Source organism: Actinomycetospora soli, assembly GCF_021026295.1.
Lineage (GTDB): Bacteria > Actinomycetota > Actinomycetes > Mycobacteriales > Pseudonocardiaceae > Actinomycetospora > Actinomycetospora soli.
In genome coordinates, this window is the sequence record NZ_JAJNDA010000010.1 from 153,379 (window position 1) to 180,282 (window position 26,904).

At 72.9% G+C, this 26,904-nt stretch carries 25 protein-coding genes; 13 read left to right on the forward strand and 12 right to left on the reverse strand.

Translation table 11 applies throughout. The features are described from left to right. Positions 1-57 precede the first annotated feature (57 nt). Genes LN037_RS17840 through LN037_RS17855 form a run of 4 tightly spaced genes read left to right on the forward strand, consistent with a single transcriptional unit; the run spans position 58 to position 4,653 of the window. Positions 58-1,809 carry a carbamoyltransferase family protein gene (locus LN037_RS17840; protein WP_230755003.1) on the forward strand — a complete coding sequence of 584 codons (1,752 nt, stop codon included), beginning with the start codon at positions 58-60 and terminating at the stop codon, positions 1,807-1,809. Further along, positions 1,806-2,819: an LLM class flavin-dependent oxidoreductase gene (locus LN037_RS17845; protein WP_230755005.1), complete on the forward strand. Its 1,014-nt coding sequence runs from the start codon at positions 1,806-1,808 to the stop codon at positions 2,817-2,819. The genes LN037_RS17840 and LN037_RS17845 overlap by 4 nt, the downstream gene beginning before the upstream one ends. Then, positions 2,816-4,393 carry an amino acid adenylation domain-containing protein gene (locus LN037_RS17850; protein WP_230755007.1) on the forward strand — a complete coding sequence of 526 codons (1,578 nt, stop codon included), beginning with the start codon at positions 2,816-2,818 and terminating at the stop codon, positions 4,391-4,393. The genes LN037_RS17845 and LN037_RS17850 overlap by 4 nt, the downstream gene beginning before the upstream one ends. Continuing rightward, complete coding sequence (locus LN037_RS17855; protein WP_230755009.1) at positions 4,393-4,653, forward strand: acyl carrier protein; 261 nt, start codon at positions 4,393-4,395, stop codon at positions 4,651-4,653. The genes LN037_RS17850 and LN037_RS17855 overlap by 1 nt, the downstream gene beginning before the upstream one ends. Positions 4,654-4,733: 80 nt before the next feature. Here LN037_RS17855 and LN037_RS33735 read toward each other — a convergent pair whose 3' ends face one another. From LN037_RS33735 to LN037_RS17875, 4 genes are all read right to left on the reverse strand, one after another. Beyond that, positions 4,734-5,624, reverse strand: a complete 891-nt coding sequence (locus LN037_RS33735) for a type IV toxin-antitoxin system AbiEi family antitoxin (protein ID WP_230755011.1) — start codon at positions 5,622-5,624, stop codon at positions 4,734-4,736. Between the two features lie 129 nt (positions 5,625-5,753). Beyond that, the gene (locus tag LN037_RS17865) at positions 5,754-6,530 is read right to left on the reverse strand and encodes a VWA domain-containing protein (RefSeq protein WP_230755013.1); all 777 of its coding nucleotides are present in this window, start codon (positions 6,528-6,530) and stop codon (positions 5,754-5,756) included. Between the two features lie 125 nt (positions 6,531-6,655). After that, a complete protein-coding gene (locus LN037_RS17870; RefSeq protein WP_230755020.1) occupies positions 6,656-7,576 on the reverse strand; it encodes an AAA family ATPase in 921 nt (306 codons plus the stop codon). Between the two features lie 34 nt (positions 7,577-7,610). Continuing rightward, positions 7,611-8,729 carry an NDMA-dependent alcohol dehydrogenase gene (locus tag LN037_RS17875; protein ID WP_179794687.1) on the reverse strand — a complete coding sequence of 373 codons (1,119 nt, stop codon included), beginning with the start codon at positions 8,727-8,729 and terminating at the stop codon, positions 7,611-7,613. Between the two features lie 166 nt (positions 8,730-8,895). Here LN037_RS17875 and LN037_RS17880 point away from each other — a divergent pair, with 166 nt between their 5' ends. From LN037_RS17880 to katG, 3 genes are all read left to right on the forward strand, one after another. Next, positions 8,896-10,227 (forward strand): ammonium transporter, encoded by a 1,332-nt coding sequence (locus tag LN037_RS17880; protein ID WP_230755022.1) that lies wholly within the window; start codon positions 8,896-8,898, stop codon positions 10,225-10,227. A 94-nt stretch (positions 10,228-10,321) separates the two neighbouring features. Further along, positions 10,322-10,792, forward strand: coding sequence for a Fur family transcriptional regulator (locus tag LN037_RS17885; RefSeq protein WP_230755024.1), 471 nt, complete (start codon positions 10,322-10,324; stop codon positions 10,790-10,792). A gap of 22 nt (positions 10,793-10,814) precedes the next feature. Further along, the gene (katG, locus tag LN037_RS17890; protein WP_230755027.1) at positions 10,815-12,992 is read left to right on the forward strand and encodes a catalase/peroxidase HPI; all 2,178 of its coding nucleotides are present in this window, start codon (positions 10,815-10,817) and stop codon (positions 12,990-12,992) included. Positions 12,993-13,117: 125 nt separating this feature from the next. Here the strand turns inward: katG and LN037_RS17895 are convergent, their stop codons facing one another. Genes LN037_RS17895 through LN037_RS17905 form a run of 3 tightly spaced genes read right to left on the reverse strand, consistent with a single transcriptional unit; the run spans position 13,118 to position 15,391 of the window. Then, entirely contained in the window at positions 13,118-13,912 is a 795-nt protein-coding gene (locus LN037_RS17895) for an MOSC domain-containing protein (protein WP_230755029.1), read from the reverse strand. Position 13,913: 1 nt separating this feature from the next. Further along, positions 13,914-14,327 (reverse strand): tRNA (N6-threonylcarbamoyladenosine(37)-N6)-methyltransferase TrmO, encoded by a 414-nt coding sequence (gene tsaA / locus LN037_RS17900; RefSeq protein ID WP_230755031.1) that lies wholly within the window; start codon positions 14,325-14,327, stop codon positions 13,914-13,916. Then, positions 14,324-15,391: a flavin-containing monooxygenase gene (locus tag LN037_RS17905; RefSeq protein WP_230755033.1), complete on the reverse strand. Its 1,068-nt coding sequence runs from the start codon at positions 15,389-15,391 to the stop codon at positions 14,324-14,326. The genes tsaA and LN037_RS17905 overlap by 4 nt, the downstream gene beginning before the upstream one ends. Positions 15,392-15,403: 12 nt before the next feature. Between LN037_RS17905 and LN037_RS17910 the strand changes: the two genes are divergently transcribed. After that, entirely contained in the window at positions 15,404-16,183 is a 780-nt protein-coding gene (locus LN037_RS17910; RefSeq protein ID WP_230755035.1) for an aldo/keto reductase, read from the forward strand. On the opposite strand, the gene LN037_RS17915 is transcribed toward LN037_RS17910, so the two are convergent. After that, entirely contained in the window at positions 16,180-17,358 is a 1,179-nt protein-coding gene (locus LN037_RS17915) for a cytochrome P450 (RefSeq protein ID WP_230755037.1), read from the reverse strand. The two genes, LN037_RS17910 and LN037_RS17915, sit on opposite strands and share 4 nt — an antisense overlap. Before the next feature lie 123 nt (positions 17,359-17,481). On the opposite strand from LN037_RS17915, the gene LN037_RS17920 reads away from it, so the two are divergent. Then, a complete protein-coding gene (locus LN037_RS17920) occupies positions 17,482-18,819 on the forward strand; it encodes an Nramp family divalent metal transporter (protein ID WP_230755040.1) in 1,338 nt (445 codons plus the stop codon). A 336-nt stretch (positions 18,820-19,155) separates the two neighbouring features. Here the strand turns inward: LN037_RS17920 and LN037_RS17925 are convergent, their stop codons facing one another. The 3 genes from LN037_RS17925 to LN037_RS17935 form a co-directional block, all read right to left on the reverse strand. After that, positions 19,156-20,358 carry a type I phosphomannose isomerase catalytic subunit gene (locus tag LN037_RS17925; protein WP_230755047.1) on the reverse strand — a complete coding sequence of 401 codons (1,203 nt, stop codon included), beginning with the start codon at positions 20,356-20,358 and terminating at the stop codon, positions 19,156-19,158. After that, on the reverse strand, positions 20,358-21,203 hold the full coding sequence (locus LN037_RS17930) for an SDR family oxidoreductase (protein ID WP_230755049.1): 846 nt from the start codon (positions 21,201-21,203) through the stop codon (positions 20,358-20,360). Before LN037_RS17930 ends, LN037_RS17925 begins: the two co-directional genes overlap by 1 nt. 68 nt (positions 21,204-21,271) lie before the next feature. Next, a complete protein-coding gene (locus LN037_RS17935; protein ID WP_230755051.1) occupies positions 21,272-22,207 on the reverse strand; it encodes a DUF808 domain-containing protein in 936 nt (311 codons plus the stop codon). Between the two features lie 109 nt (positions 22,208-22,316). Here LN037_RS17935 and LN037_RS17940 point away from each other — a divergent pair, with 109 nt between their 5' ends. The 4 genes from LN037_RS17940 to LN037_RS17955 all read left to right on the forward strand — a co-directional run bounded on the left by LN037_RS17940 (position 22,317) and on the right by LN037_RS17955 (position 25,991). Further along, positions 22,317-22,580: a hypothetical protein gene (locus LN037_RS17940; protein ID WP_230755053.1), complete on the forward strand. Its 264-nt coding sequence runs from the start codon at positions 22,317-22,319 to the stop codon at positions 22,578-22,580. A 4-nt stretch (positions 22,581-22,584) separates the two neighbouring features. Further along, on the forward strand, positions 22,585-24,105 hold the full coding sequence (locus LN037_RS17945; protein ID WP_230755055.1) for a class I adenylate-forming enzyme family protein: 1,521 nt from the start codon (positions 22,585-22,587) through the stop codon (positions 24,103-24,105). A gap of 119 nt (positions 24,106-24,224) precedes the next feature. Beyond that, entirely contained in the window at positions 24,225-24,800 is a 576-nt protein-coding gene (locus LN037_RS17950) for a hypothetical protein (protein WP_230755057.1), read from the forward strand. 6 nt (positions 24,801-24,806) lie between these two features. Next, entirely contained in the window at positions 24,807-25,991 is a 1,185-nt protein-coding gene (locus tag LN037_RS17955; RefSeq protein WP_230755059.1) for a glycosyltransferase, read from the forward strand. On the opposite strand, the gene LN037_RS33740 is transcribed toward LN037_RS17955, so the two are convergent. Continuing rightward, the gene (locus LN037_RS33740; RefSeq protein ID WP_230755061.1) at positions 25,960-26,889 is read right to left on the reverse strand and encodes an EamA family transporter; all 930 of its coding nucleotides are present in this window, start codon (positions 26,887-26,889) and stop codon (positions 25,960-25,962) included. The genes LN037_RS17955 and LN037_RS33740 overlap by 32 nt on opposite strands. Positions 26,890-26,904 lie beyond the last annotated feature (15 nt).

Sequence of the window (26,904 nt, forward strand, 5' to 3'; positions counted from 1 at the left end):
TCTCCTCGCACGTCATAGTGGGCGAACATCCGCACACAGCCGTGGAGGAGCTCGTCGATGATCGTTCTCGGACTCAGCGGTCTCCCGAATTCGCAGCGGAGACTGCGCGAGACCACGCCGGACATCGACCCGCTCGACGCGCGGATCACCCAGGGGCTCGACAGCGCGGCGGCGATCATCGTCGACGGCCGACTCGTCGCGGCCGCCTCCGAGGAGCGCTTCGACGGTGACAAGGGCACCGGTGCGCTGCCGCGCCAGGCCATCGCATGGTGTCTGGCCGAGGCCGGGGTCACCGCCGACGACGTCGACGTGGTCGCCCACGGCTTCGACTACGACCGCCACCGCCGGGCGTTCGTGCTCGCCAAGCAGTACTTCGACGAGGTCCTGAGCTCGCAGACCGTGCGGGACGCGCTCACCGGGGCGGGGTGGCCGCAGCTCGCGGCGAAGCTGACGCCGGTCGAGCACCACCGGGCCCACGCCCTGTCCGCGATCGTGCCCAGCGGGTTCGACCGGGGTCTCGCGGTCGTCTCGGACGGAATGGGCGAGGTCGACTCGTTGTCGATCTTCCGATTCCGGGGCACGGAGCTGGAGAAGCTGCACACCCAGCCGATCGCCTCGTCGCTCGGGATTCTGTATTCGATCGGGACCCGCTTTCTCGGTTTCCAGTTCAACAACGACGAGTACAAGGTCATGGGGCTCGCGCCCTACGGCGACCCGTCGCGTTATCGCGAGGTCTTCCAGAAGCTGACGCGATTCGATCATGACAAGGGCTCGGTGGTGATCGACTGGCCGAGCGGGGCGTTGTCCGACGCCGAGCACGGCTATCCGAACGCGCGGGCGCTGCTGGAGGAGCAGACCTTCACCCCCGCCGTCCCCGACGGCTCGATCCAGCGCGACGAGGCCGACTTCGCCGCGTCGATGCAGGAGTGCCTGACCGACCTGCTGGTCGACCTGGTCGGCCACTGGCTCGAGCGCACCGGCGAGACGAACCTGGCGCTCGCGGGCGGGACGTTCCTCAACTGCAAGTCCAACCAGTCGATCGCCGACCTGCCCGGCCTGCAGCGCCTGTTCGTCCAGCCGGCCTCCGGCGACGACGGGACCGCGCTCGGTGCCGCCTACGCGGTGGCCGGGGAACACGGAGACCTGAAGCCCGTCCAGGTGCCGTTCGACCCGTACCTGGGCGCGCGGTACTCCGCCGACGACGTCCGGGCGGTCCTCGAGGCCCGGCCCGACCTGCAGTGGCGCGAGGTCGGGATGACCGACGAGTACCTCGACGCCGCGGCCGACGACATCGCCGCCGACCGGATCGTCGCCGTGTTCCACGGCCGGATGGAGTTCGGGCCGCGGGCGCTGGGCAACCGCTCGATCGTCGCCCGGCCCGACGGCGACCGGATCAAGGACCGGATCAACTCGGCGGTGAAGTTCCGCGAGGCGTTCCGGCCGTTCGCGCCGGCGGTCCACGTCGAGGACCGGGACCGGCTCTTCGTCACCCGCGGCTTCGACCCGGACCACTACATGCTCTGCACCGCGCACGTGCGGCCGGAGGCCAGGGCGGCGCTGTCGGGCATCGTCCACGAGGACGACTCGGCGCGGATCCAGACCGTGACGCCGGGCCTCAACGCCACCTTCGCGTCGCTGCTGGAGAAGGTCCGGGACCGCACGGGCACCGGCTGCGTGGTGAACACGTCGTTCAACGTCAAGGGCCAGCCGCTGATCATGGACCCCGCGACGGCGGTCGACACGTTCGCCCGGATCGCCCTGGACCGCCTCTACATCGAGGGGTTCGTGGTGGAGGGGACGACGTCGTGACCTCCGGTGTGCAGATCTACTCCACCTGCCCGCAGTCGAAGGACGTGCGGGCGGGGGAGTACGCGCAGGCCGTGGCCGACGTGGCGCGCTGGAGCGAGGCCGCGGGCTGCACCGGGATGCTGGTCTACACCGACAACGGCATCGCCGACCCGTGGCTCGTCGCGCAGCACGCCGTCGCGGCCACCGAGCGGCTCGCGCCCCTGGTGGCGGTGCAGCCGGTCTACATGCACCCGTTCACCGCGGCCTCGATGGTGAGCTCGCTGGCCTACCTGCACGGCCGGTCGGTGCACCTCAACATGCTGGCGGGCGGCTTCCGCAACGACCTGCTCGCGCTCGGCGACCCGACCGAGCACGACGACCGCTACGCCCGCACCACGGAGTACACGCAGATCCTCATGGCCCTGCTCCGGGGCGAGACGGTGACCCACGAGGGCCGCTGGCACCAGGTGCACAACCTGCGGCTCGCGCCCGCGCTGCCCGCGGAGCTGATGCCGGAGGTGCTGATCTCCGGGTCGTCGCCGGCCGGCCGCGCGGCCGCCGAGACCCTCGGCGCCGTGCCGATCCGCTACCCCGAGCCGCTCGGCCGCGAGACCGGGGAGGCCCCCGCGGGCGGGGGTGTCCGGGTCGGGATCGTCGCGCGCGAGGACACCGCCGACGCGTGGAAGGTCGCCGAGGAGCGGTTCCCCACCGACCGCAAGGGTCAGATCGCGCACTCCATGGCGATGCGGGCGAGCGACTCGTCGTGGCACGCCCAGCTCTCGGCGGCCGCTCGCAGCCAGGAGGTCGTGGACGACGGGTCGGGCGAGCCCGACCCGTTCTGGCTGGGGCCGTTCCAGAACTACCAGACGTTCTGCCCGTACCTGGTCGGCTCGTACGACCGGGTCGCCGCGGCGATCGCCCACTACGCGGGCCAGGGCACGCGCGTGTTCGTGCTCGACATCCCGCCGTCGGCCGAGGAGCTCGACCACATCGGCGAGGTGTTCCGGCGGGCGGGGGTCGTCGCCCGATGACCCGGCTCGAGGACCTCCTCACCATCTCGGCGGAGCGCTCGCCCGGCTCGACCGCGCTGATCGGCCCGGACGGCGTCGAGCGCCTGACCTACGCCGAGCTCGACGCGATCACGCACCGCATCGCACGCGCCCTCGTCGACCGCGGCGTGCGGCCCGGGGACCGCGTGGGCGTCCTCGCGGCGAAGACGCCGTGGACGATCGCGTCGCTGATCGGGACGCTCCGGGCCGGTGCGGTGTACGTGCCGGTCGACTCGGCCTCGCCCGCCACGCGCGTCGCGCGCATCATCCGTTCCGCGGAGCCGACGGTGCTGCTGGCGGACGCGACCGCGACGAAGCTCGTCGACGGCCTCGTCGAGGAGGGCCTCTCGGACCTGACGGTCGGGTCGCTGGAGGCCCCGCTCGCCGGTGAGCGCTTCACGAGCGCCTTCGCCCGGTCCGACGTGGAGGCGCTCGAGCCGACCGCACCCGCTGCCGTCGGGCGGGACGAGCTCGCGCACCTGCTGTTCACCTCGGGATCCACCGGGATCCCGAAGGGCGTGATGATCACGCACGACATGGTGTCGGCCTTCGTCGACTGGGCGCTGGGGCACTTCGGGACGAAGCCCGGGGACCGCATCTCCGGGCACCCGCCGCTGCACTTCGACCTGTCGACGTTCGACATCTACGCCACGCTCGCGGCGGGCGCGGAGCTGCACCTGGTGCCGGCGTCGCTGGGCCTGGACGCGCGGAGGACGGCGGCGTTCATCCGTGACCGCGAGCTGACGCAGTGGTTCTCGGTGCCCTCGGTGCTGACCTACCTGGCGCGGTTCGACGCGGTGGCGCAGGACGACTTCCCGGCGCTGGAGCGGCTGCTGTGGTGCGGCGAGGTGCTGCCCACGCCGATCCTCGCGCACTGGATGCGCCGGCTGCCGCGGGTGCGCTTCACCAACCTGTACGGGCCGACCGAGGCCACGATCGCCTCGTCCTACTACGACGTCCCCGCGGTGCCGGAGGACGAGTCGGTGCCGGTGCCGATCGGCGTGCCGTGCGCGGGCGAGTCGCTGGTCGTGCTGGAGGACGGCAGGCCGGCCCCGGTGGGGGAGATCGGCGAGCTGTACATCGGCGGGGTCGGGCTCTCGCCGGGCTACTGGCGCGACCAGGAGAAGACCGACGCCGCGTTCGTCACCGGTCCCGACGGCGAGCGCATCTACCGGACGGGCGACCTCGCGCGGGTCGACGCCGAGGGTGTCGTGCACTTCCTCGGACGGACCGATTCGCAGATCAAGTCGCGCGGGTACCGGATCGAGCTGGGCGAGATCGAGACCGCCGTGAACACGGTGGCCGGGGTCAAGGAGTGCGCGGTGGTCGGCGTCGACCTCGGCGGCTTCGAGGGCACGACGATCTGCTGCGCGTACTCGGTGGCCGCCGGTGCCGAGCTGGCGGTGAACGACATGCGCCGGGCCGTGGCCGCGCTGGTGCCGCGCTACATGGTGCCCGCGAAGTGGCTGGTGCTCGACGAGCTGCCCAAGAACGTGAACGGGAAGATCGACCGGCCGGTGCTGCGCGAGCGCTTCCGGCCCACGGAAGGCGCGTGATGACCACGGACACCCTCGAGACGCTCCGGACCCAGGTGGCCGACGTCGTCAGCGACCGCGCCGGGATCGACGTCCCCTCCGCCGAGGAGGACCTGCTCGAGGCGGGGCTCATCGACTCGCTCGCGCTCGTCACCCTGATCGTGGCGCTCGAGGAGAACTTCGGCGTCCAGCTCCCGCTGGACGACTTCGACATCGAGCGCTTCCGCTCCGTGGCGTCGATGGCCGACTTCCTGGCCGAGATGGGCGCCGAGCCGGCCTGACCCGGCTCATGATCACGTCGGCGGGGCCTCTGTGGCTGTTCTCGAGATCGAGATCAGCCACTGGCGTTCCGTGGACGTGATCATGGACGCCAGCCACGCGCACGGAGCTCACGCAGCACACGCTCCGCGAGCGCGTCGGGATCGGCGAGCTGGGACGACATCACGCGGATGACGACCCACCCGAGGGCCCGCAGGGTGTCGTCCTGGTCGATGTCCTTCATCCGCCGCGCCCGTTCGAGGTGATCGGGTCCGTCGTACTGGAGCGCCACCTTGTACTCCGGCCAGGACAGGTCCGGCCGGGCGACGACGACGTACGAGCCGCGGGGCGTCCCTTTCAGCACCCGCCACTGCACCTCCGGCCTGGGCACGCCGCGCCGGAGCAGCTGTGTCCGCGTGCGCGACTCCGGGATGGACTGCACACCCAGTTCCATCCCGTCGGCGACCTCCCGCACCCGCTCGACGCCGCGCAGGTTGGGATGGCGCCGGGCCAGGTCGAGGAGCCGGTGACGGTCGACGGGATGGCGCTCCGCGAGGACGTCCGCCATCGCGATCCCGTCGATCGTGTCGAGCCGACGGGCGAGGTCGAACGCGGTGCGCTCCGGCGTGGTGACGCGGACCCCGCCCACCTCCTGGGCCTCGAAGGGGAGCAGCAGCCCCCGGTGGACGACGACGTCCGAACGACGGGGTCGCTGCCCGCGCGGCAGGTGGACCTCGACGAGCTCGTCGACGATCGGCACCCGGTGCGCGTCGGCGGCGAGGGAGCCCCCGACGACCGCCTCCGGGCCGAGCCACGCCTGGAGGGCGGCCCGGCGCACGGCGAGCGTGATCGTCACCGACGCCCCGACGTACGTGTCGGGGTACACCGGCACGAAGCTGGGGCCGCGCAGCCGGGCCCAGCTGATCAGCCCCGCGCGGCGCGCGACGGAGCCGCGGAAGGGTGCAGCGGTCGAGGCATCGAGAACGGTCTCCACACGAGCTTGGAGTGTGGGGACGTCCGAACGGTTCCCACGACTTCCATGATCACGTCGGCGGGACGACGATGGCTGTTGTCGATCTTCAGAACAGCCACCCAGGTCCCGCAGACGTGATCATGAGCCGGTTCAGGCGTCGAGCAGCCGCGCCAGGGCCGCCGGGGCCTCGGACGGGTCGGCCATCGTCTCCACCCGCGCCCCGACCGCCTCGGCCAACGCCATCGCGTCCGACGCGTCGTCGGCCGGCGCGAGGATGAGCAGCTCGTCCAGGGACGCGGCGAGGGGCACCGGGTCCTGGTCGTCGGTCGCCCGGCAGTCCGACAGCAGCACGGTGACCCGCCGCGAGGAGCGGGCCGCCACGAGCTGGTCGGCCGCCGACCGCATGGCGGCCGACAGTCCGGTCACCCCGTGGCCGCGCAGCGCCAGGAGCTGGTCGACGAGCGTCTCCGGCGGCGTCGGCTGGTGCAGCCCGCGCTGCACCGTGGCCTGCCGCTCGAAGGACACGACGGCGAACTCCTCGGGCGCCCGCCACGAGCACGCGGCCGCGGTGAGCGCCGCGGCCGCGAGCCGGCCGCCCGTCATCGACCCGGAGGTGTCGACGAGCAGGCACACCGCGATGCCGGGCTGCGCCCAGTCGATCGCGTAGAGGTCCTCGAGGTGGGCCGGCATGTCCGCCGCCCGCGCCTCGACCAGTGCCTCCATCGACGCGTCCACGTCGATGTCGCCGCCCCGGTCGGCCGGGCGGAGCCGGAGCTTCGAGGAGCCCCGGGCCCGCGACGGCCCGACCTTCGAGCGTTCGAGCAGGATCGTGCCCGCCAGCCGGCGCGCCTTCTCCCGCAGCGACTCGTCGGTCGCCTTCGTCATGTCGACGACGAGTTCCATCGCCGCGCCCGGGTCCTCGCCCATCAGCGCGTCGAAGGCCTCCTGGTCGATCTCCCCGACCTGCGGGGAGACCGACTCGAAGTCCTCGTGCCGCCGCGCGAGGTCCGAGCGCGACGTCTTCGGCGCCGCCTTCTGCCGGGACGGCTTGTCTACCCCGCTGCCCGCGCCGGGCGGGCTCTGGCTCCCCCCGACGCATCATCGTCCCCGGAGGAGTCGGGGTCGGACTCGGACGGCTCCCGCCCGAAGACCGACTCGTACAGCTCGCGGATGACCTCCTCGGGCGTCCGCCGGGCCGACTCGATGACCTTGATCCGCCCGGACAGGGCGACGGTGGCGGCGTCGAGCCCGACCCGCCAGTCGTCGACCGCCCGGTCCCGGGCCGCGGCCAGCGACACCGTGACCCGCGCGAGGTCGATGGCGCCGCGGACCGACGAGCCGGTGCGCAGGTCCTTGTGGTCCCGCGTGCGGCGGACCAGGTCGACGGCCTTCTCGCGCCAGCCGTCGGGGGTCACCGGGGCCCGGCCCGCCACGATCTGCGTCTCGTCCGCCGCGGACTGGTAGCCCATGGCGATCCGGCAGGTGCGGTCGTGCAGGGCCGCGGAGATCCGGGCGGTGCCGACCGCGTCGTACGGGTTCATCGCCGCGACCATGCGGAAGCCGGGTTCCGCGGCGATGCGCCCGAGCCGGGGGACGTGCAGCTCGCCCTCGCTCATCACCGTGATGAGGACGTTGAGGGTCTCCTCGGGGACGCGGTTGAGCTCCTCGATGTAGAGCAGCCCGCCCTCGCGCAGCGCCGAGACCAACGGCCCGTCGACGAAGATCTCCTCGACGTAGCCGTCGGCCAGCACGCGGGCCGGGTCGAAGTGCCCGACCAGCCGTGCCGGCGTCAGCTCGGCGTTCCCCTCGACGAAGTGGAAGCCGATGCTGCGGGAGTGCGCGACCCCGCGCAGCAGGGTCGACTTCCCGGTGCCCGGCGGGCCCTCGAGGACGACATGGGTACCGCCGTCGAGCGCGGCCTGGAGGAGTTCGGTCTCCCGGCCGCGTCCGACGGTGGCGACGGTGTCCGCCAACGCGCTCGTACTCCGTTCCTGGGGCTCGGGGCCCTCAGTGCTCGTGGATCAGGACACCGCGGACGTTGTCGCCGTTGAGCAGGGCGTCGTAGCCCTCGTTGACCTGCTCCAGCGTGTACGTCTTCGTGATGAGCTCGTCGAGCTTGATGTCCCCGCTCTGGTACATGCCGAGGATCTTCGGGATGTCCGTGGTCGGGTTGCAGTCGCCGAAGAGCGTGCCCTTCACCGTCTTCTTGAACAGGGTCATGATCGAGCCCGGCAGCTGCACGTTCGTCTCGGTCAGCTTGTTCAGGCCGGTCAGGACGACGGTGCCGCCCTTGCCGATCGCGTCGAACGCGCCGGTGACGATCTCCTGCGTGACCAGGCCCGCCGTCACGACGGCCTTGTCCGCGCCGTTGCCGTTGGTCATCTGGCGGGCGAGGTCGGCGGCCTCCTCGATGGAGCCGACGGCGTGCGTCGCGCCGAGCTCCATGGCCTTCTCCCGCTTGTTCTCCAGCGGGTCGACGGCGATGAGGTTCTTCGCGCCCGCGAAGCGCGCGCCCTGCACGGCGTTGATGCCGATGCCGCCCACGCCGGAGACGATGACCGTCTCACCGGGCTGCACGTCGGCCGCGTAGACCGCCGAGCCCCAGCCGGTGGGGACACCGCAGCCGACGAGCACGGCCTTCTCCAGCGGCAGCTCGTCCTCGACCTTCACCACGGAGGTCTGGCTGATCGTGCCGTACTGGCTGAACGTGCCGATCATGCACATCGCGCCGTAGTTCTTCTCCGGGCCGGGGCCGGTGAAGGGGAAGCGGCCGCTGGGGAGCTCGCCGGAGAGGATGTTCGCGCCCATGTCGCAGATGGCCTGCTGGCCGGTGGCGCACCAGCGGCAGACGCCGCAGTTGGGGATGAAGGAGCAGACGACGTGGTCGCCCGGCTTCACGCGCGTGACGCCCGCACCGACCTCCTCGATGATGCCCGCGCCCTCGTGGCCCAGGACCATCGGCAGCCGCGCCTCGAGGTCGCCGTGGGCGATGTGCACGTCGGAGTGGCAGAGCCCGGCGTGGGTGTACCGGATGAGGACCTCGCCCTCCTCCGGGCCCGCGAGGTCGAGCTCGACGATCTCGATCGGCTTGCCGGTCTCGTAGACGACAGCAGCCTTGGTCTTCATGAACGTCCTCCTCGACGTGACGAAACCATGTCGTTGACGACATGTGACGGAGGCGACTCTCACAGATCCGGGAGTCCCCCGCCAGTCCCGACACCGGCTTCGATGAGCGTCATGCTCGTGTCACACGTCGACGACACGCGTGTCATGCCCGTGTCAGACTCCGCGCGTGATCGACTCGGGCAGCACGGCCTGGATGCTGGCGTCGACCGGCCTGGTCATGCTCATGACGCCGGGGCTCGCGCTCTTCTACGGCGGCATGGTCCGGACGAAGGCCGTGCTCAACATGATGATGACGACGTTCGTGTGCCTCGGCGTCGTCGGCATCGTCTGGGTGGCCTACGGCTGGTCCCTCGCGTTCGGCTCCGACTCCTTCGGCGGGCTGATCGGCGGCTTCTCGGACGCCGGGATGCGCCACCTCGACACCACCGTGATCGGCGCCGGGGCGACCGCGGTGCCCACCGGCGTGTTCGCGATGTTCCAGCTGATGTTCGCGGTCATCACGGTCGCGCTGCTCGCGGGGGCCGTCGCGGAGCGGGTGCGGTTCTGGCCGTGGACGCTGTTCGTGGTCGTGTGGGTCACGCTGGTCTACCTCCCCGAGGCGCACTGGGTGTTCGCGATCGACGGCGCCGTGTCCGCGGACGCGGTCGGCGGCTGGATCGCGAACCGCCTGCACGCGCTGGACTTCGCGGGCGGGACCGCCGTCGAGATCAACTCGGGCGCCTCGGCGCTCGCGCTCGCCCTCGTCGTCGGGAAGCGGCGCGGGTGGCCGCGCGACCCGGTCCGGCCGCACAACCTGCCGTTCGTGCTCATCGGTGCCGGCCTGCTGTGGTTCGGCTGGTTCGGGTTCAACGCCGGGTCCGCGCTGGGGGCCACGGCCACGGCGGGGACGGCGCTGGTCGCGACGATGCTCGCCGGCTCGGCCGCCGTCCTGTCCTGGCTCGTGGTCGAGCAGATCCGTGACGGGAAGCCCACGTCGCTGGGCGCGGCGTCCGGGGCGGTCGCGGGCCTCGTCGGGATCACCCCCGCGTGCGCGTACGTGGAGCCGCTCGGGGCCGTGGCGATCGGGCTGGCCGCGGGCGCGATCTGCGCCAGCGCGGTGCGGCTGAAGTTCCGCTACGGGTTCGACGACTCGCTGGACGTCGTCGCGGTGCACGGCATCGGCGGCCTTGTCGGGATGCTCCTGCTCGGCGTGCTCGCCTCGACGGCGACGAACCCGGCGGGGGCCGACGGGCTCCTCTACGGCGGCGGGTTCGGCCAGCTCGGGAAGCAGGCCGTCGCGGTCGTCGCGGTGCTCGCCTACTCGTTCGTCGTCACGGCCCTGATCGCCTGGGTCATCGCCCGCACGATCGGCCTGCGCGTCGACCGGGAGGTCGAGGTCGAGGGGGTCGACGAGGCCGAGCACGCCGAGAGCGGCTACGACTTCTCGCCGCTCGCGTCCGGCGCGGGCAACCGCCGGCCCGGCGAGTCGCTGCTGGCGGGACAGCGCCCGGAGCTCTGAGGCCGGCGGGGGACACCCCGCCGTCGACCGTGCGAAATCTGCCGATCACCGGCGAAACTTGATCCGTTCCAGTTTGGCGGGCACACTCGGGGCCGTGTCCACGACGACCGGGTACGAGCGCCAGGTGCGCGAGGCCGGTCTGCGCGTGACCCGTCCGCGCGTCGCGGTCCTCGCCGCGGTGCACGATCACCCGCACCTCGACACGGAGGAGATCATCGGTCTCGTCCGGGCCGACCTCGGGGCGGTGTCCCACCAGGCCGTGTACGACGTCCTGCGGGCACTGACCACGGCGGGGCTGCTGCGTCGCATCGAGCCCGAGGGCTCCTCGGCGCGGTACGAGACGCGGGTCGGGGACAACCATCACCACGTCGTGTGCCGGTCCTGCGGAGTCATCGCCGACGTCGACTGCGCCGTCGGTGCCGCTCCGTGCCTGACCCCGTCGGAGGACCACGGCTTCGTCATCGACGAGGCCGAGGTCGTCTTCTGGGGCATCTGCCCGGACTGCCGGAGCACCGCACACGCCACCACCACCTCTCAACCCTTCGGAGGGAACAGTCGTGTCTGAGCACGTCACCCGAGAGACGGACATGAACACGGAGGACGCGGGCGGTTGCCCCGTCCACGCCGGCCGGTTGGCGCACCCGACCGAGGGTGGCGGCAACGTCGACTGGTGGCCCAACCAGCTCAACCTCCGCATCCTGCGCAGCCACACCCAGGCGTCGAACCCGATGGACGAGGACTTCGACTACGCGCGTGAGTTCGCGACCGTCGACCTCGACGCCCTGGCCAAGGACGTCGACGAGTGCCTGACCACGAGCCAGGACTGGTGGCCGGCCGACTTCGGCACCTACTCGGGCTTCATGATCCGCATGGCGTGGCACTCGGCGGGCACCTACCGCCTCGCCGACGGCCGCGGCGGCGCCGGCATGGGCATGCAGCGGTTCGCCCCGCTGAACAGCTGGCCGGACAACGGCAACCTCGACAAGGCCCGCCGTCTGCTCTGGCCGGTCAAGCAGAAGTGGGGCCGGAAGCTCTCCTGGGCCGACCTCATGATCTTCGCGGGCAACCGTGCCCTCGAGATCTCGGGCTTCACCACCTTCGGCTTCGCCGGCGGGCGCCCGGACGTCTTCGAGCCCGACAACGAGACCTACTGGGGCCCGGAGAACTACTGGCTCGGCGGCGACCAGCGCTACACCGGTGACCGCCAGCTCGAGCAGCCCCTCGGCGCCTCGCAGATGGGCCTCATCTACGTCAACCCGGAGGGCCCGGACGGCAACCCCGACCCGCTGGCCGCCGCGCGCGACATCCGCGAGACCTTCGGCCGGATGGCGATGAACGACGAGGAGACCGTCGCCCTCATCGCCGGTGGGCACACCCTGGGCAAGACCCACGGTGCGGCCGACCCGGACCAGTACGTCGGCCCGGAGCCCGAGGGCGCTCCGATCGAGCAGGGCGGCCTGGGCTGGAAGCAGGAGTTCGGGAAGGGCAAGGGCCGCGACACCATCACCTCCGGCCTCGAGGTCACCTGGACCTCCACGCCGTCGAAGTGGAGCCACGGCTACTTCCAGAACCTGTTCGAGTACGAGTGGGAGCTGTTCAAGTCCCCGGCCGGCGCCTGGCAGTACCGCCCGGTGGACAACGGCGGCGCGAACACGGTGCCGGACCCCGAGTCCGGTGAGCTGACCCGTCAGCCCACGATGCTCGTCACCGACATCTCCCTGAAGGTCGACCCGATCTACCAGGAGATCTCGAAGCGCTTCCTCGACAACCCCGAGGAGTTCAAGGACGCCTTCGCGCGGGCGTGGTTCAAGCTGACCCACCGCGACATGGGCCCGATCGACCGCTACGTCGGTGCGTGGACCCCGCAGGAGACGCAGATCTGGCAGGACCCGGTGCCGAAGCACGAGGGCCCGCTGATCTCCCACGAGGAGGCCGAGGAGCTCGAGAAGCAGGTCCTCGCGTCCGGGCTCACGGTCTCGCAGCTGGTCAAGGCGGCCTGGGCGTCGGCCTCGACCTTCCGCATCGGTGACAAGCGCGGTGGCGCCAACGGTGCCCGCGTGCGTCTCGACCCGCAGATCGACTGGGAGGTCAACGACCCGCAGGAGCTGCGCCGGACGCTCTCGACGCTCGAGGGCATCCAGCAGGCCTCCGGGAAGATCTCCCTCGCCGACCTGATCGTCCTCGCCGGCGGCGCGGCGATCGAGAAGGCCGCGTCCGACGCGGGCGTGCAGATCGAGGTGCCGTTCACCCCGGGCCGCACCGACGCCTCGCAGGAGTGGACCGACGTCGAGTCGTTCACCTACCTCGAGCCGAAGGCCGACGGCTTCCGCAACTACCTCGGCAAGGGCCACCGGCTCCCCGCCGAGTACCTGCTGGTGGACCGCGCGAACCTGCTCAACCTCACCGCGCCGGAGCTGACGGTGCTGGTCGGCGGGCTGCGCGTGCTCGGCGCCAACACCGGCGACTCGCAGCACGGCGTGTTCACCGGTCGGGTCGGGCAGCTGACCAACGACTTCTTCACGACGCTGCTCGGGCCGGACCTGACCTGGTCGAAGTCGGGCAGCGACGAGGGCGTGTACGAGGCCCGCGGCACGGACGGCGAGGTGCGCTACACCGGCACCCGCAACGACCTCGTGTTCAGCTCGAACTCCGAGCTGCGCGCCGTCTCGGAGATCTACGCCGAGAGCGGCTCCGAGGAGAAGTTCGTCCGCGACTTCGTCAAGGCGTGGGTCAAGGTCATGAACCTGGACCGCTACGACGTGTGAGCTCCGCTCGTGTGAGCACTATTGGTCGCTATAGCGACCAATAGTGCTCACGAGCGGGACGCACGACGGCCCGGGTCGGCTGCCACGGCAGCCGGCCCGGGCCGTCGTCGTTCCCGGGGGCCGGCTCAGGACACGGTGACGGTGTCGCCGAGGGAGATCGTGCCGCCGCGGACGACCTGCGCGTAGGCGCCGGCGCAGGGCAGCACCCCGAAGCCCTCGACCTCCACGCGGTTCTCCTTCATCAGCGGCGTGATGGCCTTCGGGGCCCGCGGCAGGTCGCCGTGCTCGAGGGTCGGGACCGAGCAGCGCGGCGTCGGCAGCACGACCCGCAGCACGACCTCGCCGACCTGCACCTCCCGGCCCACCCAGCCGTTCTCCGCGAACGGCTCGCCGTCGGAGGCGATGACCAGGTTGGGCCGGTAGCGCAGGGCCTCCATCCCGAGGTGCTCGAGGGTGGCCGTGGTGACGAGGTGCACCGGGGAGTGGTCGACGAACGTGTCGCCCTCGTTGCCCTGGCTGATCTCCAGCGTCGGCGCCTCGAGGTCGGCGTCGACCCCCCGGGCGAGGACCTCCTCCGGGTCGGGCCGCTCCACCGACGAACCCGCCGGGCGGGCGGCGGACACCTCGACCGCGCGCCCGAGGTCCGCGCTGAGGACGTCGACCAGTCGCGGGTCCTCGCTGTCGATCGTCTCGCCGTCGGGGGTCGTGACCACGACGCGGTCGTCCTGCACCGCCGCCGTGTACTGCAGCAGGCGTCGCCAGTGCCGCGGCTGCTTGGCGGTGGCGACGTAGCCCGTCGTCGGGTCGATCAGGGCCCGCCACCGGTCGCTCTCCAGGCCGGTGGCCCCGACGACCGCGCGCTCGACCTCCTGGCCGAGCATCGACTTCACGGGATAGCGGGTCAGGGTCGCGACCTGCACGTCATCTCTCCTCGGGTCGGGGGTCCAGGGCGCGCTTCACGTCGACCACGGGCGTGCCGTCGACCGCCTCGAGCGCGTCGACGTGGATTCTCGTCGGCCCGGCGGTCTCCAGCACCCGCACGGTGTGCAGACCGAGCGGATTGGGCCGGGCGGGGGAGCGCGTGCTGAACACCCCCGTCGGCGGTCGGGTGGGGTCGCTGCGCGGGTGGACGACGAGCACGTCGCGGTCGGCCTCGTGCAGCCACGTCACGACGACGAGCTCGTCACCGGCGACGACGTCGGCCGCGGCCTCGGCGACCGCCTCGTCCAACACGAGCCACGCGTCCGGCGCGCCCTCGTCGGCCTGCTTCGGAGCGGCGTCCCGGTCGGTCAGGGACGACGAGACGTGGCCGATCGGGTGCAGTGCATAGCTCATCGGACGGTGCTCCCCACGATCGCGTCGACGACGGCGGTGACCTGCTCGGGCAGGTCCAGGTACGGCAGGCGGTCGGGTCGCGCCACCACGACGTGGCGACCCGCGCCGTCGGCGATCCCGGCCAGCCGGGGCGGCCCGGCGTCGAACGCGTCGCTCACCACCAGCACGTCCAGCTCGTGGACGGCCCCGTCGGCCATCTCGGGACCGGCCGGTCCCACCCGGGCGAGGTCGGCGAGCGCGGCGAGGATGACGTGGTCGCGGGCGAACGCCTCCAGGTAGCCGTCGTCCAGGGTCGCCGTCCCGGGCGGCCCGTCGGGGACGAGGCGCGGGTCGTCGGTACGGGCGCGCATCGCGGCCCGGTCGGCGACGACCGGGGCGGCCGGCACGGGGTCGGCGTACCGGGCCCGGTAGTCCTCCCGCTCCTGCCAGCCGTAGACCGGGTTGTCCCGGCGCACCACGTCGACCGCCTCGTCGCCCAGCACCAGCAGCGACGCCACCCGGTCGACGATCCACGGGACGAGCTGCACGGTCGCGGGGGTCGTCCCGACGATGCCGACCCGGCGCCCGGACAGGTCGTGACCGTCCTCGGGCCAGGCGGCGGTCCGCACGACGAGGCCGGCGAAGGCACTCGTGTCGACCGCCGGTTCGACCGGGCGCCGCCCGGGACAGACGACGAGTTCGCGGGCCCGGACGGGACCGCCGGGAGCGGTCTCGAGCCGCCACGACCCGCCGTCGGGATGGGCGGAGGTGACGCGGGTACGCAGCGAGAGCGAGCGGCGCAGGTCGAGCCGGTCGGCGGCGAAGCGGAACCAGCGCTGCACCTCGTAGCCCGCGGGGTGGCGCTCGCTCCAGCCCCAGTCGCGGTAGAGCCGCTCGTCGACCCGGTACTGGTAGTGCTCGCCGGGGGTGTCCAGATGCGAGCCCGGGTAGGCGTGCCACCACCAGGTGCCGCCGACGTTCCCGGCCGCGTCGAAGGCGTGCACCCGCAGGCCCTGCTCGCGCAGCAGGTGCAGGGCGAGCAGTCCGGAGAAGCCGGCGCCGACGACGGCCACGTCGAGGTCCATCATCGGATTCTGATGGACGGCATCCCGCAGACGACACTGAACGACGGCAGGTCGATCCCGCGATTCGGGTTCGGCGTCCACCACGTCCCGCCCGAGGGGACCGCGCGCGTGGTCGCGACGGCGCTGGAGCTGGGGTACCGGCACGTCGACACCGCGCAGGGCTACGGCAACGAGGCGCAGGTCGGGAAGGGCGTCCGGGCCTCCGGCGTGCCGCGCGAGGACGTCTGGATCACCACCAAGCTCGACGACGGGCGGCACGGCGACCCGCGCGCGGCCCTGGCGGAGAGCCTGGACCGGCTGGGCACCGACCACGTCGACCTGTTCCTCGTCCACCGGCCCGGCGACCGCGACGTGGACACCTGGCGGGCGATGATCGAGCTGCGCGACGACGGGTGGGCCCGCTCGATCGGGGTCTCCAACTTCTCCCGCCGCGGGGTCCGCGCCCTGATCGACGCCACGGGCGTCGTCCCGGCGGTGCACCAGATCCGGGCCAACCCGCGCACGCCGCACCGTGCGATGCAGGCCTTCCACCGGCGGCACGGCATCGCGACCGAGGCGTGGGGCCCGTTGCGCGAGGGGCGCCTGACCACGCACCCCACGGCCCGGCGGGTCGCGGCCCGGGTCGGGGCGACCCCGGCCCAGGTGCTGCTGCGCTGGCACCTGGACCGGGGGCTGATCGCGTTCCCGAAGAGCTCCTCGCCCGAGCGGCTGGCCGAGAACATCGGCGTGGCCGGCGTGCGGCTGGCCCCGCGGGACCTGCGGGCGATCGACCGGATGCGGCGACGGCCCTAGCCGACCGTCACCCGGAGGTGCTCGTAGCCGCGCAGCCCGTTGTTGATCATCGGGGTGCGGTCGACGACCTCGAAGCGGCTCACCCGGTCGGCGAGCCGCTCGAGCAGCGCCGACATCTCCAGCCGGGCGAGGTGCATCCCGACGCACACGTGCTCGCCGCGCCCGAACGCCAGGTGGTCCGACGGCTTGCGGGTGACGTCGAAGCGGTCGGGGTCGGGGTACTTGCGCTCGTCGCGGTTCGCCGAGCCGTAGAGGAGCGCGACGCGGCTCCCGGCCGGGAGGGCGACGCCGTCGATCTCGTGGTCCTCGGTGAGCACCCGGGTGAACTGGGGGACCGGGGTCTCGATCCGGAGCGCCTCGTTGATCGCGTGCGGGATGAGCGACCGGTCCGCCCGCACGAGCTCCCACTGGTCGGGGTGGTCGGCGAAGAGCGCGATCATCGACGCGATCCCGAGGATCGTCGTGTCGAGGCTCGGCGTGACGTAGTCCAGCATCATCACCGGGCACTTCTCGCGCGGCATCTCCCCGCGGTCCGCGGCCTCGTAGAGGTGCGCGGCCCAGCCGTTCGGGTCGATGCGCCCGGGGACCGCGTCGTGGGCGGCGAAGTCCAGGAACTCGCCGACCTTCGGGCCGGCGTCGAGGAAGCGCTGGTTGCGGGGGCCCTGCACGTCCCAGATGGCCGCGGCCCACTCCAGCATCTTGAGCCGGTGCTCCTCGCCGAGGCCGACGAGCTGCGAGACGACCGCCATCGGCAGGTGCTCGGCGAGGTCGGTGACGGCGTCGAAGCGGCCGGCGGCGACCACGCGGTCGACGACCCGGTCGGCCTCCTCGTTGATGGTCGGCGTGATCTCCCGCATGCGGTCCGGGCGCAGCGGTCGGCCGAGGACCGAGCGCATCATCGTGTGGTCCGGCGGGTCCGAGCACAGCGTGATGCCCTCGAGGTTCCGGTTCGTCTCCTCGTCGACGAAGACCGACTTCGCGGAGGAGAAGGTGCGCCAGTCCATGAGGGCGGCCCGCACGTCGGCGTAGCGGGGCAGGGCATAGTGCCCGTGCCGCGCCATCTCGACGACGGGGCCGGCGTCCCGGAGCTCGCGGTAGATCGGGTACGGGTCGACCCGGGCGTCGTCGGCGAACAGGTCGACGTCGCTGACCGGGATGTCACGAACGGCAGTCACGGCGTCATCGTGCTCGATCACCGTGACCCGGGACACCCTGCTGCCGTCGAGCGGAAACCGACGGATGTCCTTTCCTGGACGAACCCGGCACACTGGCACCGAGCCGGCCGTCGAGGAGCAGCCATGAGCCAGGACACGCGCGTCCAGCAGCACCCGGCCGAGCCCCTCGAACCGCCCACCGGCGCCGCCCGCCTGCGCAGCCTCGGGCCCGGCATCCTGGCCGCCGCGGCCGGCGTCGGTGCGGGTGACCTCGTCGCGACGATGATCGCGGGCGCCGAGTACGGCACCGCGCTGCTGTGGGCGGCCCTGCTCGGCACGGTGCTCAAGCTGGCCCTCGGCGAGGGGGTCGGGCGCTGGCACCTGGCGTCGGGATCGACCCTGCTCGACGGCTGGCGTCGTCTCGGCCGGTGGGCCACCGGCTTCTTCGCGGTCTACATCGTGATCTGGGGGTTCGTGTACGGCGCCACCGCGATGTCCGCGGTGGGCCTGCCGCTGAACGCCCTGTTCGGCGGCCTGTCGGTGCGCTACTGGGCGATGATCGCGGGGGTCCTGGGCCTCGCCCTGGTGTGGGCGCAGCGCTACCAGGTCTTCGAGCGGTTCATCACCGTGCTCGTCGCGCTCAAGTTCGTCACCGTCGTGTCGGTCGCGGTGCTGGTCACCCCGAACCTCGGCGAGCTGGCCTCGGGACTCGTGCCGCGCCTGCCGGTGGGGTCCACGGTCTACGTCCTCGGCCTGATCGGCGGCGTCGGCGGCACGATCACGATGGCGGCCTACGGCTACTGGATGTTCGCCAAGGGCTGGAAGGGGACCGGCTGGCTGTCGATGATGCGGCTCGACAACGCGGTCGGCTACGTCATGACCGGCATCTTCGTGGTCGCGATGCTCATCGTCGGCTCGACGCTGCTGCTCGGGCAGGACCTCACCGAGTCCGACCGCGGCCTGCTCACGCTCGGCGAGGTGCTCGCCGCGGACTACGGCCAGTGGGCGCGCGTGCTGTTCCTGGTGGGCTTCCTCGCGGTGACCACCAGCTCGCTGCTCGGGGTGTGGAACGGCGTCAGCCTGCTCTTCGCCGACACCCTGCGCACCCTGCGGCTGCCCCACGGGAAGCGGGCCGACGTCGCGGCCGACGCGGCGGTCGGCGACGAGGACGCCGCCGAGCGCGGGGCCTACTCCGCGGCCGCCGTCGAGCGCTCGTGGCCGTTCCGGGGCTACCTGATCTGGCTGACCGTGCCGCCCATGGCGCTGCTGTTCATCGACCGGCCGTTCGGGCTCACCCTCGTCTACGGCGTGCTCGGGTCGGTGTTCATGCCGTTCCTCGCGATCACGCTGATGCTGCTGCTCAACTCGTCACGGATCGCGCGGGAGGGTCGGTCGGGCTGGCTGTCGAACACCCTGCTCGGGGCGTCGTCGCTGCTGTTCCTCACGCTGCTCGTCACCGACGTCGCGAACCGGCTGGGCTGACCTCCCCGCCCCTCGTGGCAGGAAGGCGCCGTTGCCGTCATCCCGTGGCGGTGACGCCACATCGTCGATCGCGTTGCGCCAGGTGCGCGCCGCGCGGCGGAGGTTCGGCGCAACTTTCAACGATCGTCGATCCGCGCGGACGCCGGGCTGCGGACGTCCCGGTGTGAACGCTTCTCCCGAATCCGTCCCGGACCCGCTCGCGGCCCTGCCGGTGCTGCGGGAGGCCGGGGTGAGCGTCTACTGGGAGCGGCTCGAGGGGCGCACGGCCTGGGTGGCCGACCCCGAGACCCGCGAGGTGTGGCTCTCCCGGGCGATCCCGCCCGCGTCACTGCTGCACTACTTCGTCGAGGCGCTGGCGGCGCTCGACGCGCCGGTGCCCGACGACGGACCCGGGCTCGCCCTCGTGCACGCGGCGGGCGAGGTCGAGGACCCCTCGCCGACGCGCGGCACGCTGCGGTCGGTCCCGACCCCCTCGCCGAGCGTGGCGATCACGCCGGCGCCGTGCCCGGCGGTGAGCAGCGGGTCGCGGACGTCCCGGTCGAGGTCGGGCAGGTAGCCGGCGAGGACGTCGGCGGGCCCGTCGATCCTTACCTCCCCGGCCACCGCCGGCAGCACGACGGTGCTCGCCCGCGCGAGGACCTCGCGGTGCTCGCCGACCGCGAGCCGCACCGGGGCACCGACGTTGGTGAGCACGACCGCCGTGGTCACCGGCCGGTGCAGCACGCCGGTCACCTGCCAGCGCTCGAGCGCGAAGTACGGGCCCGCGGTGAGCACGGTGGTCGTCGCGTCGTCGCCGACCTCGAGGTCGAGCCCCGGCCGGAACACCGGGCGCGGGTCGGGGTCCCACTCGGCCAGCAGTGCCTCGATGTTCGCCCGCCACGTGTCCTCGTCCAGCGCGGAGCCGTCCTCCATCCGCCACCGCATGGCGTGCTGCTGGACGTCGGAGGTCTGCTCGATCTCGTACACGAGGGTGTCCGGGCCGAAGCTGTGCAGCGTCCCGCCGGGCACGTAGATCGTCTGCCCGGCGCGCACGGGGACCCGGCGCAGGACGGCGTCGAAGTCGCCCGCGTGCAGCGCCTCCCGCAGCCGGTCGGCGTCGACCCCGTCGCGCGTGCCGCACAGCGCCGTCGCGCCGGGCGCCGCCTCGAGCACGTGCCAGGCCTCGGTCTTGCCGCGGGGGACGCCCTCCAGACGGCGGGCGGTGGCGTCGTCGGGGTGCAGGTGCACCGGGAGGGGGCCGGTGGCGTCGATGAACTTGGTCAGCACCGGGAAGACGTCCTCGCGCCACCCGCGGCCCACCAGCTCCTCGGGGCACGCCTCGACGAGCTCGCACAGCGGGCGTCCCGCCCACGGCCCCGACGTCACCGTCGACGCCATCCCGGCGACGTCGCTGACCTCCCAGGTCTCCGCGACCGGCCCGTCGGGCAGGCCGGTGCGGCCGAGCCGGTCGGCGATGGCGCGGCCGCCGAACACGTGCTGCGCCACGGGCGCCGTGACGTGCACCGGCAGCCGGCCCGGATCCGTCGTCGGGAAGGCCATCAGAGGATCGGCGTGCCGCCGGTGACCGCGATCCGGGCACCGGAGACGTAGCTCGACTCGTCCGAGGCGAGCATGACGTAGACCGGGGCGAGCTCGGCGGGCTGACCGGGCCGCCCCAGCGGGGTCGAGGTGCCGAAGCCCTCGACGTCCTCGGGCTTCATCGTCGCCGGGATCAGCGGCGTCCAGATCGGTCCGGGCGCGACGCTGTTCGCGCGGATGCCCTTCGGCCCGTACTGCTGGGCGAGGGCGCCGGTGAAGTTGGCGATGCCGGCCTTCGTCGTGTCGTAGGCGATCAGCTGCGGCGGCGGCTGGTCGGAGTTGACCGACGTCGTGTTGATGATCGACGCCCCCGGACGCATGTGCGGCAGCGCCGCCTTCGTCACGTGGAACAGGCTCCCGAGGTTGGTGGCCATCGTGTGGTCCCACTCGGAGTCGGGGATGTCCTCGAGCGTGTCGCGGACCATCTGGAACGCGGCGTTGTTGACCAGGACGTCGATCCGGCCGAGCTCCTCGACGGCCCGCGCGACGAGGTCGCGGCACGCCTGCGGGTCGGCCAGGTCGCCCGGCACGAGCACCGCGCGGCGCCCGGCCTCCTCCACCCAGCGGGCCGTCGTCCGGGCGTCCTCCTCCTCGGCGGGCAGGTGGGCGATGACCACGTCCGCGCCCTCCCGGGCGAAGGCGATCGCCACGGCACGCCCGATGCCGCTGTCGGCGCCCGTCACCACGGTCGCCTTGCCCTCGAGCCGACCGCTGCCGCGGTAGCTCTGCTCGCCGTGGTCGGCCGGCGGGTCGAGCAGCGACTCGTGGCCGGGGTGGTCCTGGCCCTGGGCGGGCGGGTTCGTCATGAGCGTCCTCGTTCTCGTCGGCGGGGGCGCGGCGGATTGCCGCGCCCGCGCCGGGGCGAAACGGACGCTCAGGCGTGCTGCTCCCGCGAGCGCCTCGGCAGGAGATGGGCGATCGCGACGATGATGCCGCCGACCACGAGCCCGACCACGGCCGAGCACAGGGTGTTCACCAGCCAGCCGGGGAAGCCGCCGCCGAGCAGTTCCTCGAGGTGGTGCACGAAGGCGTACGGCGGGTGGAACCCGAGCTCGTCGACACCCACCAGCAGGATGTGCCCGCCGACCCAGAGCATCGCGACGATCCCGACGTTCGACAGCGTCGCCAGCACGATCGGCATCGCCTTCACCAGGCCGCGGCCGAACCCGGCGAGCGCGGAGTTCTCGCGCTTCGACAGGGCGAGCCCGGCGTCGTCCATCTTCACGATGAGCGCCACCACCCCGTAGACGAGCACGGTGATGACGACGGCGACGAAGGCGAGGATCACCGCCCGCGACACGAGGCCCTCGGAGGCGACCTCGTTCAGCGCGATCACCATGATCTCGGCGCTGAGGATGAAGTCGGTGCGCACGGCCGAGGAGACGATCTTCTTCTCGTTCTCCTCGGGGTTCGCGGCGACCGCCTCGTTGCGGGACTCGGCCTCCTCCTCGTGGCCCGCGATCTTCTCCCAGACCTTCTCGGCGCCCTCGTAGGACAGGTAGAGCCCGCCGAGCATGAGGATCGGCGTGAGGGCCCACGGCGCGAACTGACTGAGCAGCAGCGCGACCGGCAGGATGATGAGGATCTTGTTGATCAGCGAGCCGCGCGCGATGCGGCCGATGATCGACAGCTCGCGCCGCGGCTCCAGACCCTGGACGTACCGCGGGGTCACGGCGGCGTCGTCCACGACCACGCCCGCCGCCTTCGCGCTCGCCCGCCCGGCCGCGCCGGCCACGTCGTCGAGCGAGGCGGTCGTGAGCCGCACCAGTGCCGCGACGTCGTCGAGCAGGGCGAACAGTCCGGCTGCCATGACGCGGAGTTTATGTCCTGATTGCGCCGTCGCCAGGGTCGCCTCGGGGGTCGCGCGGAACGGATCCCTGTGGTGGAGTCCCTGTGACCTGACACACGTGGAGGTGGGCATGGCGGGCTCGTGGCAGCCGGGTGACTCGGTGCCGGACCGGTGGTTGCTGGATCTGGAGGCGGGCCGGGTCTCGCTGGACGAGACCGTGGCGGCGTTGTCGGCGCACGAGTGGCCGGACGCGACGCCGGCCGGTTCGAGCCTGGCCGACACCGATCCGTTCCCCGAGGGCGGCTGGGTGAAGACCATGGACGCCGCGCACGCCGACGGCCGGATCAGCGGCGAGCAGTACAAGGCGATCTACGACGCCTGCCGGAAGCGCTGAAGGGGTGCCCGTCGACCCCCTGCCGCGTGGCCCCGCACCCTTCGACACGTCCGGCATCACGCGGGGCGCCGACGGGATCGCCCGGTACGACGGGCTCGCGCCGTCGGTCGTCGCGATGGTGCGGGCGTCGGTGGAGCGCCATCCCGACGTCGAGGCGCTCGTCGAGGTGGGCGGGGAGCGGCTCACCTACGCGGAGCTCTGGGAGCGCGCCGCGACGGTCGCGGGCGGGCTCGTGCGCGACGGCGTCGACCGGGGCGACCGGGTGGCGTCGCTCCTGCCCGCCGGGGTGGACTGGGTGGTCGGGTTCCTGGGGACGCTCCTGGCGGGCGCCGTGGCGGTGCCGGTGAACACCCGCTTCGCCCCGCCGGAGGTCGAGCACGTGCTCGCCGACAGCGGGGCGTCGGTGGTGCTGCGCCCGGGTTCGCCGCTGCCGTCGGGGCACCCGCAGGCGCTCGAGGACCTCGTCCCCGGCGACCTGGCCGCGATCTTCTACACGAGCGGGACGACGGGGCGGCCCAAGGGCGCCCGCACCACGCACGGCAACTTCCTGGCCAACGTCGAGACCGCAATCCGCGTCATCGGCATCGACCGCGCCGACGGCCCGACCCTGCGGAACCTCGTCTCGGTCCCGCTGTTCCACGTCACCGGGTGCAACTCGCAACTGCTGGTGCAGCTCGGGCTCGGCGGCACGACCGTCGTCCTGCCGGCCTTCGACGGGGCGCGGTTCGTCGCGACGATCGTCGACGAGCGGATCGACACCCTCGTCAGCGTGCCGGCGATCTACGGGCTGACGCTCGCGCGCGACGACCTCGGCGTGGACCTCTCCCACGTGCGGCGGGTGACCTACGGCGGCGCCCCCATCGCCCCGGCGCTGGTGCGGCGCCTGGCCGAGCGGCTCCCGCAGGCGCGGCTCGGCAACGGGTTCGGCCTCACCGAGACGGCCTCGATCTCCACCTTCCTGCCCCACGAGTGGGCGGCGGAGCGCGCCGACGCCGTCGGCTTCGCGGCTCCCGTGGTCGACCTGGCGCTCGACGACGTCGACGACGCCGGGGTCGGTGAGCTGCTGATCCGCGGCCCGAACGTGGTCGACGGGTACTGGGCCGCTCCGGAGGCGACGGCGGCGACCTTCGTGGACGGCTGGTTGCGCACCGGGGACCTGGCGCGGGTCGACGACGGGATGGTCCGGGTGGTCGACCGGGCGAAGGACGTCATCAACCGTGGTGGCGAGAACGTCTACTCGGTCGAGGTCGAGAACGCCCTCGCGGGTGCGCCGGAGATCGCCGAGGCGGCGGTGGTGGGGGTGCCGGACGACGTCATGGGGGAGAAGGTCGGTGCGGTGCTCGTGGGGCGCGGCATCGACGTCGACGCGGTGCTCGCCCACCTGGCCGAGCGGCTCGCCGACTTCAAGCTGCCGCAGTACGTGGTGGTGAGCGACGAGCCGCTGCCGCGCAATCCCGGCGGCAAGCTGCTCAAGCGCTCTCTGCGCGACCGGACCGACTGGGGCCAGCCGGTGCGCGGACGGTAGTTCCGGTCCGCCTGCGGACCGCGACGTTCGTCCGTTCGTGACCCGATCGGCGCCGAATCGACTACGGAACGCTCCGCGATCCCGCCTATCGTTGCCCGACGGGGGGATGGAGGGGCGTCATGTGGATCATCGCACCGCTCATGCCGGGCGCGTGCCGGGCGGACCGGGAGTGGCATCGTCGGGAGGTGGCCGCGCGGGAGCGCGAGCTGAAGGACGTCTGGACGAACGCCTGCCTGGTCACGCACCTCGCGCAGGTCATGCCGCCGCCCGGCGCGATCCTCCAGGTCCCCACGATCGGGACCATCACCCTCGACTGCTCCCCGCCACGCTTCTCGGTGAAGCTGCGGCCCGGGCAGCTCCCGCTCGACGTGATCCGACGGGCCGACCGTCTCGCCGCCGCCCTCCGCGTGCCGGCGATCGAGGTCGTGCCGTTCTCCGACGAGCAGTGGATCTCGATCCGGCTGCTCGAGCCCTACTGGATCGAGTGGCCCGACGAGTACGTCCTCGAGGCGGGCGACGAACCACCGATGCTCGAGAGCGGGCCCGACGACGGCATCAAGGTCATCGAGGGAGCGCCGGAACCCGCCGACGCGCCCAGGACGTCGACGACCGCGTTCGCCACGGTCCGCCGCTTCCTCGGCGGGTTCCGGCGCCCGCCGAGCCCCACCCCGGACCAGGTCGAGCCGGCGAGCTGACCGACGATGCGGGTCCTGGTCGCCGCCACCGGGGGAGCGGGGCACGTCACGCCCCTCCTCCCGGTGGCCGCGGCCTGTCGCCGCGCCGGACACGACGTGACCCTCGTCGGGCCACCCGGCCTCGAGGCCGTCGCGCGTCGGGAGGGCCTGCCGTTCGTGCCGGGTGCCGTTCCCGACGACGCCGAGCTCGGCGCGGTCTGGGCCCGCGTGCCGACCGTGTCCTTCGCCGAGGCGGAGCGCCTGGTGATCGGTCAGGTGTTCGCGACGCTGGACGTGCGGGCGATGCTGCCCGTGATGCGTGAGGTCGTCCGGGCGTGGCGGCCCGACGTCGTGGTGCGCGAACCGGCGGAGTTCGCCTCGGCCGTGGCGGCGGAGGAGGCGGGCGTCCCGCACGTCCAGGTCGCGGTCGGGCTGGTCGCGGCGCACCGGCAGATCACCGCGATGGCGGCGGATGCGGCCGACGCGTGGCTCCCCGGGCTGACGGAACGGATCGCGGCCACCCCCTACCTCACGTTCTTCCCGGCGTCGCTCGACTCCGGACACGGCTCCGACCCGCCGCGGACGCATCGCTTCCGACCACCGCCGGCGGTGTCGGAGGTGTTGCCGGACCACTGGCCCGGCGACGACCGCCCGCTGGTCTACGTGACCTTCGGCAGCGTCACGGCGAACGTCCCGACCGCCGCCCCGATCTACGACGTCGCCCTGGCGGCGGTGGCCGATCTCCCGGTCCGGGTCCTGCTCACCACCGGGCACGGCGGCGGCGACCCGCCGGTCCCGTCGGGGCCGCACGTCCACGTGGCGCCGTGGGTGCCGCAGGCCGACGTGCTCGCCCGGGCGAGCGCCGTGGTCTGCCACGGCGGATCGGGCACGGTCCTCGGAGCCCTGGCGGCCGGGGTCCCGCTCGTCGTCACGCCGCTGTTCGCCGACCAGCCGGTGAACGCGGACCGGGTCGCGGTCGTCGGCGCGGGTGTCCGCGTCGGCCTCCGGGTCGAGGGCGGTCCGACCGCCGCGGTCGAGCCGTCCGATCTCCGGGAGGCCGTCGAGCGGGTGCTCTCCGAGCCGGCCTTCGCCGTCGCCGCCCGCCGGCTGGCCGACGAGATCGCGACGCTGCCCCCGGTGGACGGGGCGGTGGAGGTGATCGCGTCGGCGGCACGCGCCCCTACCGCGGCTCCGGCTCCGCCCAGCGGATGAGGGCGATCGCGACGACGACGAGCGCCCCGCCCGCCACCTGGGCGCCGGTGGGTCGCTGGGCGACGAGCCACCACGCCGTCAGCACGGCGAAGAGCACCTCGGTCAGCCCGACGAACGACGCCAGCCGCGAGCCGAGCCGGCCGACCGCGGCGATGCCGGAGAGGTAGGCGAGCGCCGTCGACACGGCGGCGACCAGCAGCACGCCCACCCACCACGGGGCGGTCCAACCGGCGAGGTCGATGGGGGCGGTGGCCGCACGCAGCGGCAGGACGCCGACGAGTCCGAGGACCGCGACCACCGCGCTCCCGACGAGGGTGCCGCCCGCGACGAGCACGAGCGCCGGCGGACCGTCCTGTCCGCGGCCCGACGCGGCCGAGAGCTGGAAGTACGCGGCGAGGCAGACCGCGGCGGCCAGCCCCCACGCGACCCCGACGACGTCGACGGCCGCGCCCCGCCCGACGTCGAGCACGAGCACGAGACCCGCGATCGCCAGGGCCGCGCCGAGCAGCGTCAGGGGGCGGGGGCGTGCGCCGGAACGGGCCCAGGTCCAGCCGAGGAGCAGCACGGGCGCGGTGTACTCGATCAGCAGGGCGACGCCGACGGAGAGGCGCTCGACCGCGCCGAAGTAGCAGACCTGCGCCCCGGCGAGCGGGATCACGCCGTAGACGGCGACCGCCCGGAGGTGGCCGGGCCGCGGGCGCCAGCCCCGGGCGAGGAGGACCAGCAGCGGGACGACGAGCAGCAGCGCCGTGCCCGCGAGGCGGCCGAGGGCGACGGCGGGCGCCGACCACCCGGCGGCGAGCAGGGAGGCGGCGAACGGCCCGGCCAGCCCGAAGGCGAACCCGGAGAGCAGGGCGATCGCGAGGCCGGGCGCGACGGAGGACGCTCGGATGGTCACGAGCGGACATCATGG

What these genes read in the sequence shown, in the direction of transcription:
- LN037_RS17840 (WP_230755003.1), top strand. Translation starts at nt 58, where the DNA reads ATGATCGTTCTCGGACTCAGCGGTCTCCCGAATTCGCAGCGGAGACTG.
- LN037_RS17850 (WP_230755007.1), top strand. Translation starts at nt 2,816, where the DNA reads ATGACCCGGCTCGAGGACCTCCTCACCATCTCGGCGGAGCGCTCGCCC.
- LN037_RS17855 (WP_230755009.1), top strand. Translation starts at nt 4,393, where the DNA reads ATGACCACGGACACCCTCGAGACGCTCCGGACCCAGGTGGCCGACGTC.
- LN037_RS17865 (WP_230755013.1), bottom strand. Translation starts at nt 6,530, where the DNA reads ATGGGCGAGGACCCGGGCGCGGCGATGGAACTCGTCGTCGACATGACG.
- LN037_RS17875 (WP_179794687.1), bottom strand. Translation starts at nt 8,729, where the DNA reads ATGAAGACCAAGGCTGCTGTCGTCTACGAGACCGGCAAGCCGATCGAG.
- katG (WP_230755027.1), top strand. Translation starts at nt 10,815, where the DNA reads ATGAACACGGAGGACGCGGGCGGTTGCCCCGTCCACGCCGGCCGGTTG.
- tsaA (WP_230755031.1), bottom strand. Translation starts at nt 14,327, where the DNA reads ATGAGCTATGCACTGCACCCGATCGGCCACGTCTCGTCGTCCCTGACC.
- LN037_RS17905 (WP_230755033.1), bottom strand. Translation starts at nt 15,391, where the DNA reads ATGGACCTCGACGTGGCCGTCGTCGGCGCCGGCTTCTCCGGACTGCTC.
- LN037_RS17910 (WP_230755035.1), top strand. Translation starts at nt 15,404, where the DNA reads ATGGACGGCATCCCGCAGACGACACTGAACGACGGCAGGTCGATCCCG.
- LN037_RS17920 (WP_230755040.1), top strand. Translation starts at nt 17,482, where the DNA reads ATGAGCCAGGACACGCGCGTCCAGCAGCACCCGGCCGAGCCCCTCGAA.
- LN037_RS17925 (WP_230755047.1), bottom strand. Translation starts at nt 20,358, where the DNA reads ATGGCCTTCCCGACGACGGATCCGGGCCGGCTGCCGGTGCACGTCACG.
- LN037_RS17930 (WP_230755049.1), bottom strand. Translation starts at nt 21,203, where the DNA reads ATGACGAACCCGCCCGCCCAGGGCCAGGACCACCCCGGCCACGAGTCG.
- LN037_RS17935 (WP_230755051.1), bottom strand. Translation starts at nt 22,207, where the DNA reads ATGGCAGCCGGACTGTTCGCCCTGCTCGACGACGTCGCGGCACTGGTG.
- LN037_RS17940 (WP_230755053.1), top strand. Translation starts at nt 22,317, where the DNA reads ATGGCGGGCTCGTGGCAGCCGGGTGACTCGGTGCCGGACCGGTGGTTG.
- LN037_RS17950 (WP_230755057.1), top strand. Translation starts at nt 24,225, where the DNA reads ATGTGGATCATCGCACCGCTCATGCCGGGCGCGTGCCGGGCGGACCGG.
- LN037_RS17955 (WP_230755059.1), top strand. Translation starts at nt 24,807, where the DNA reads ATGCGGGTCCTGGTCGCCGCCACCGGGGGAGCGGGGCACGTCACGCCC.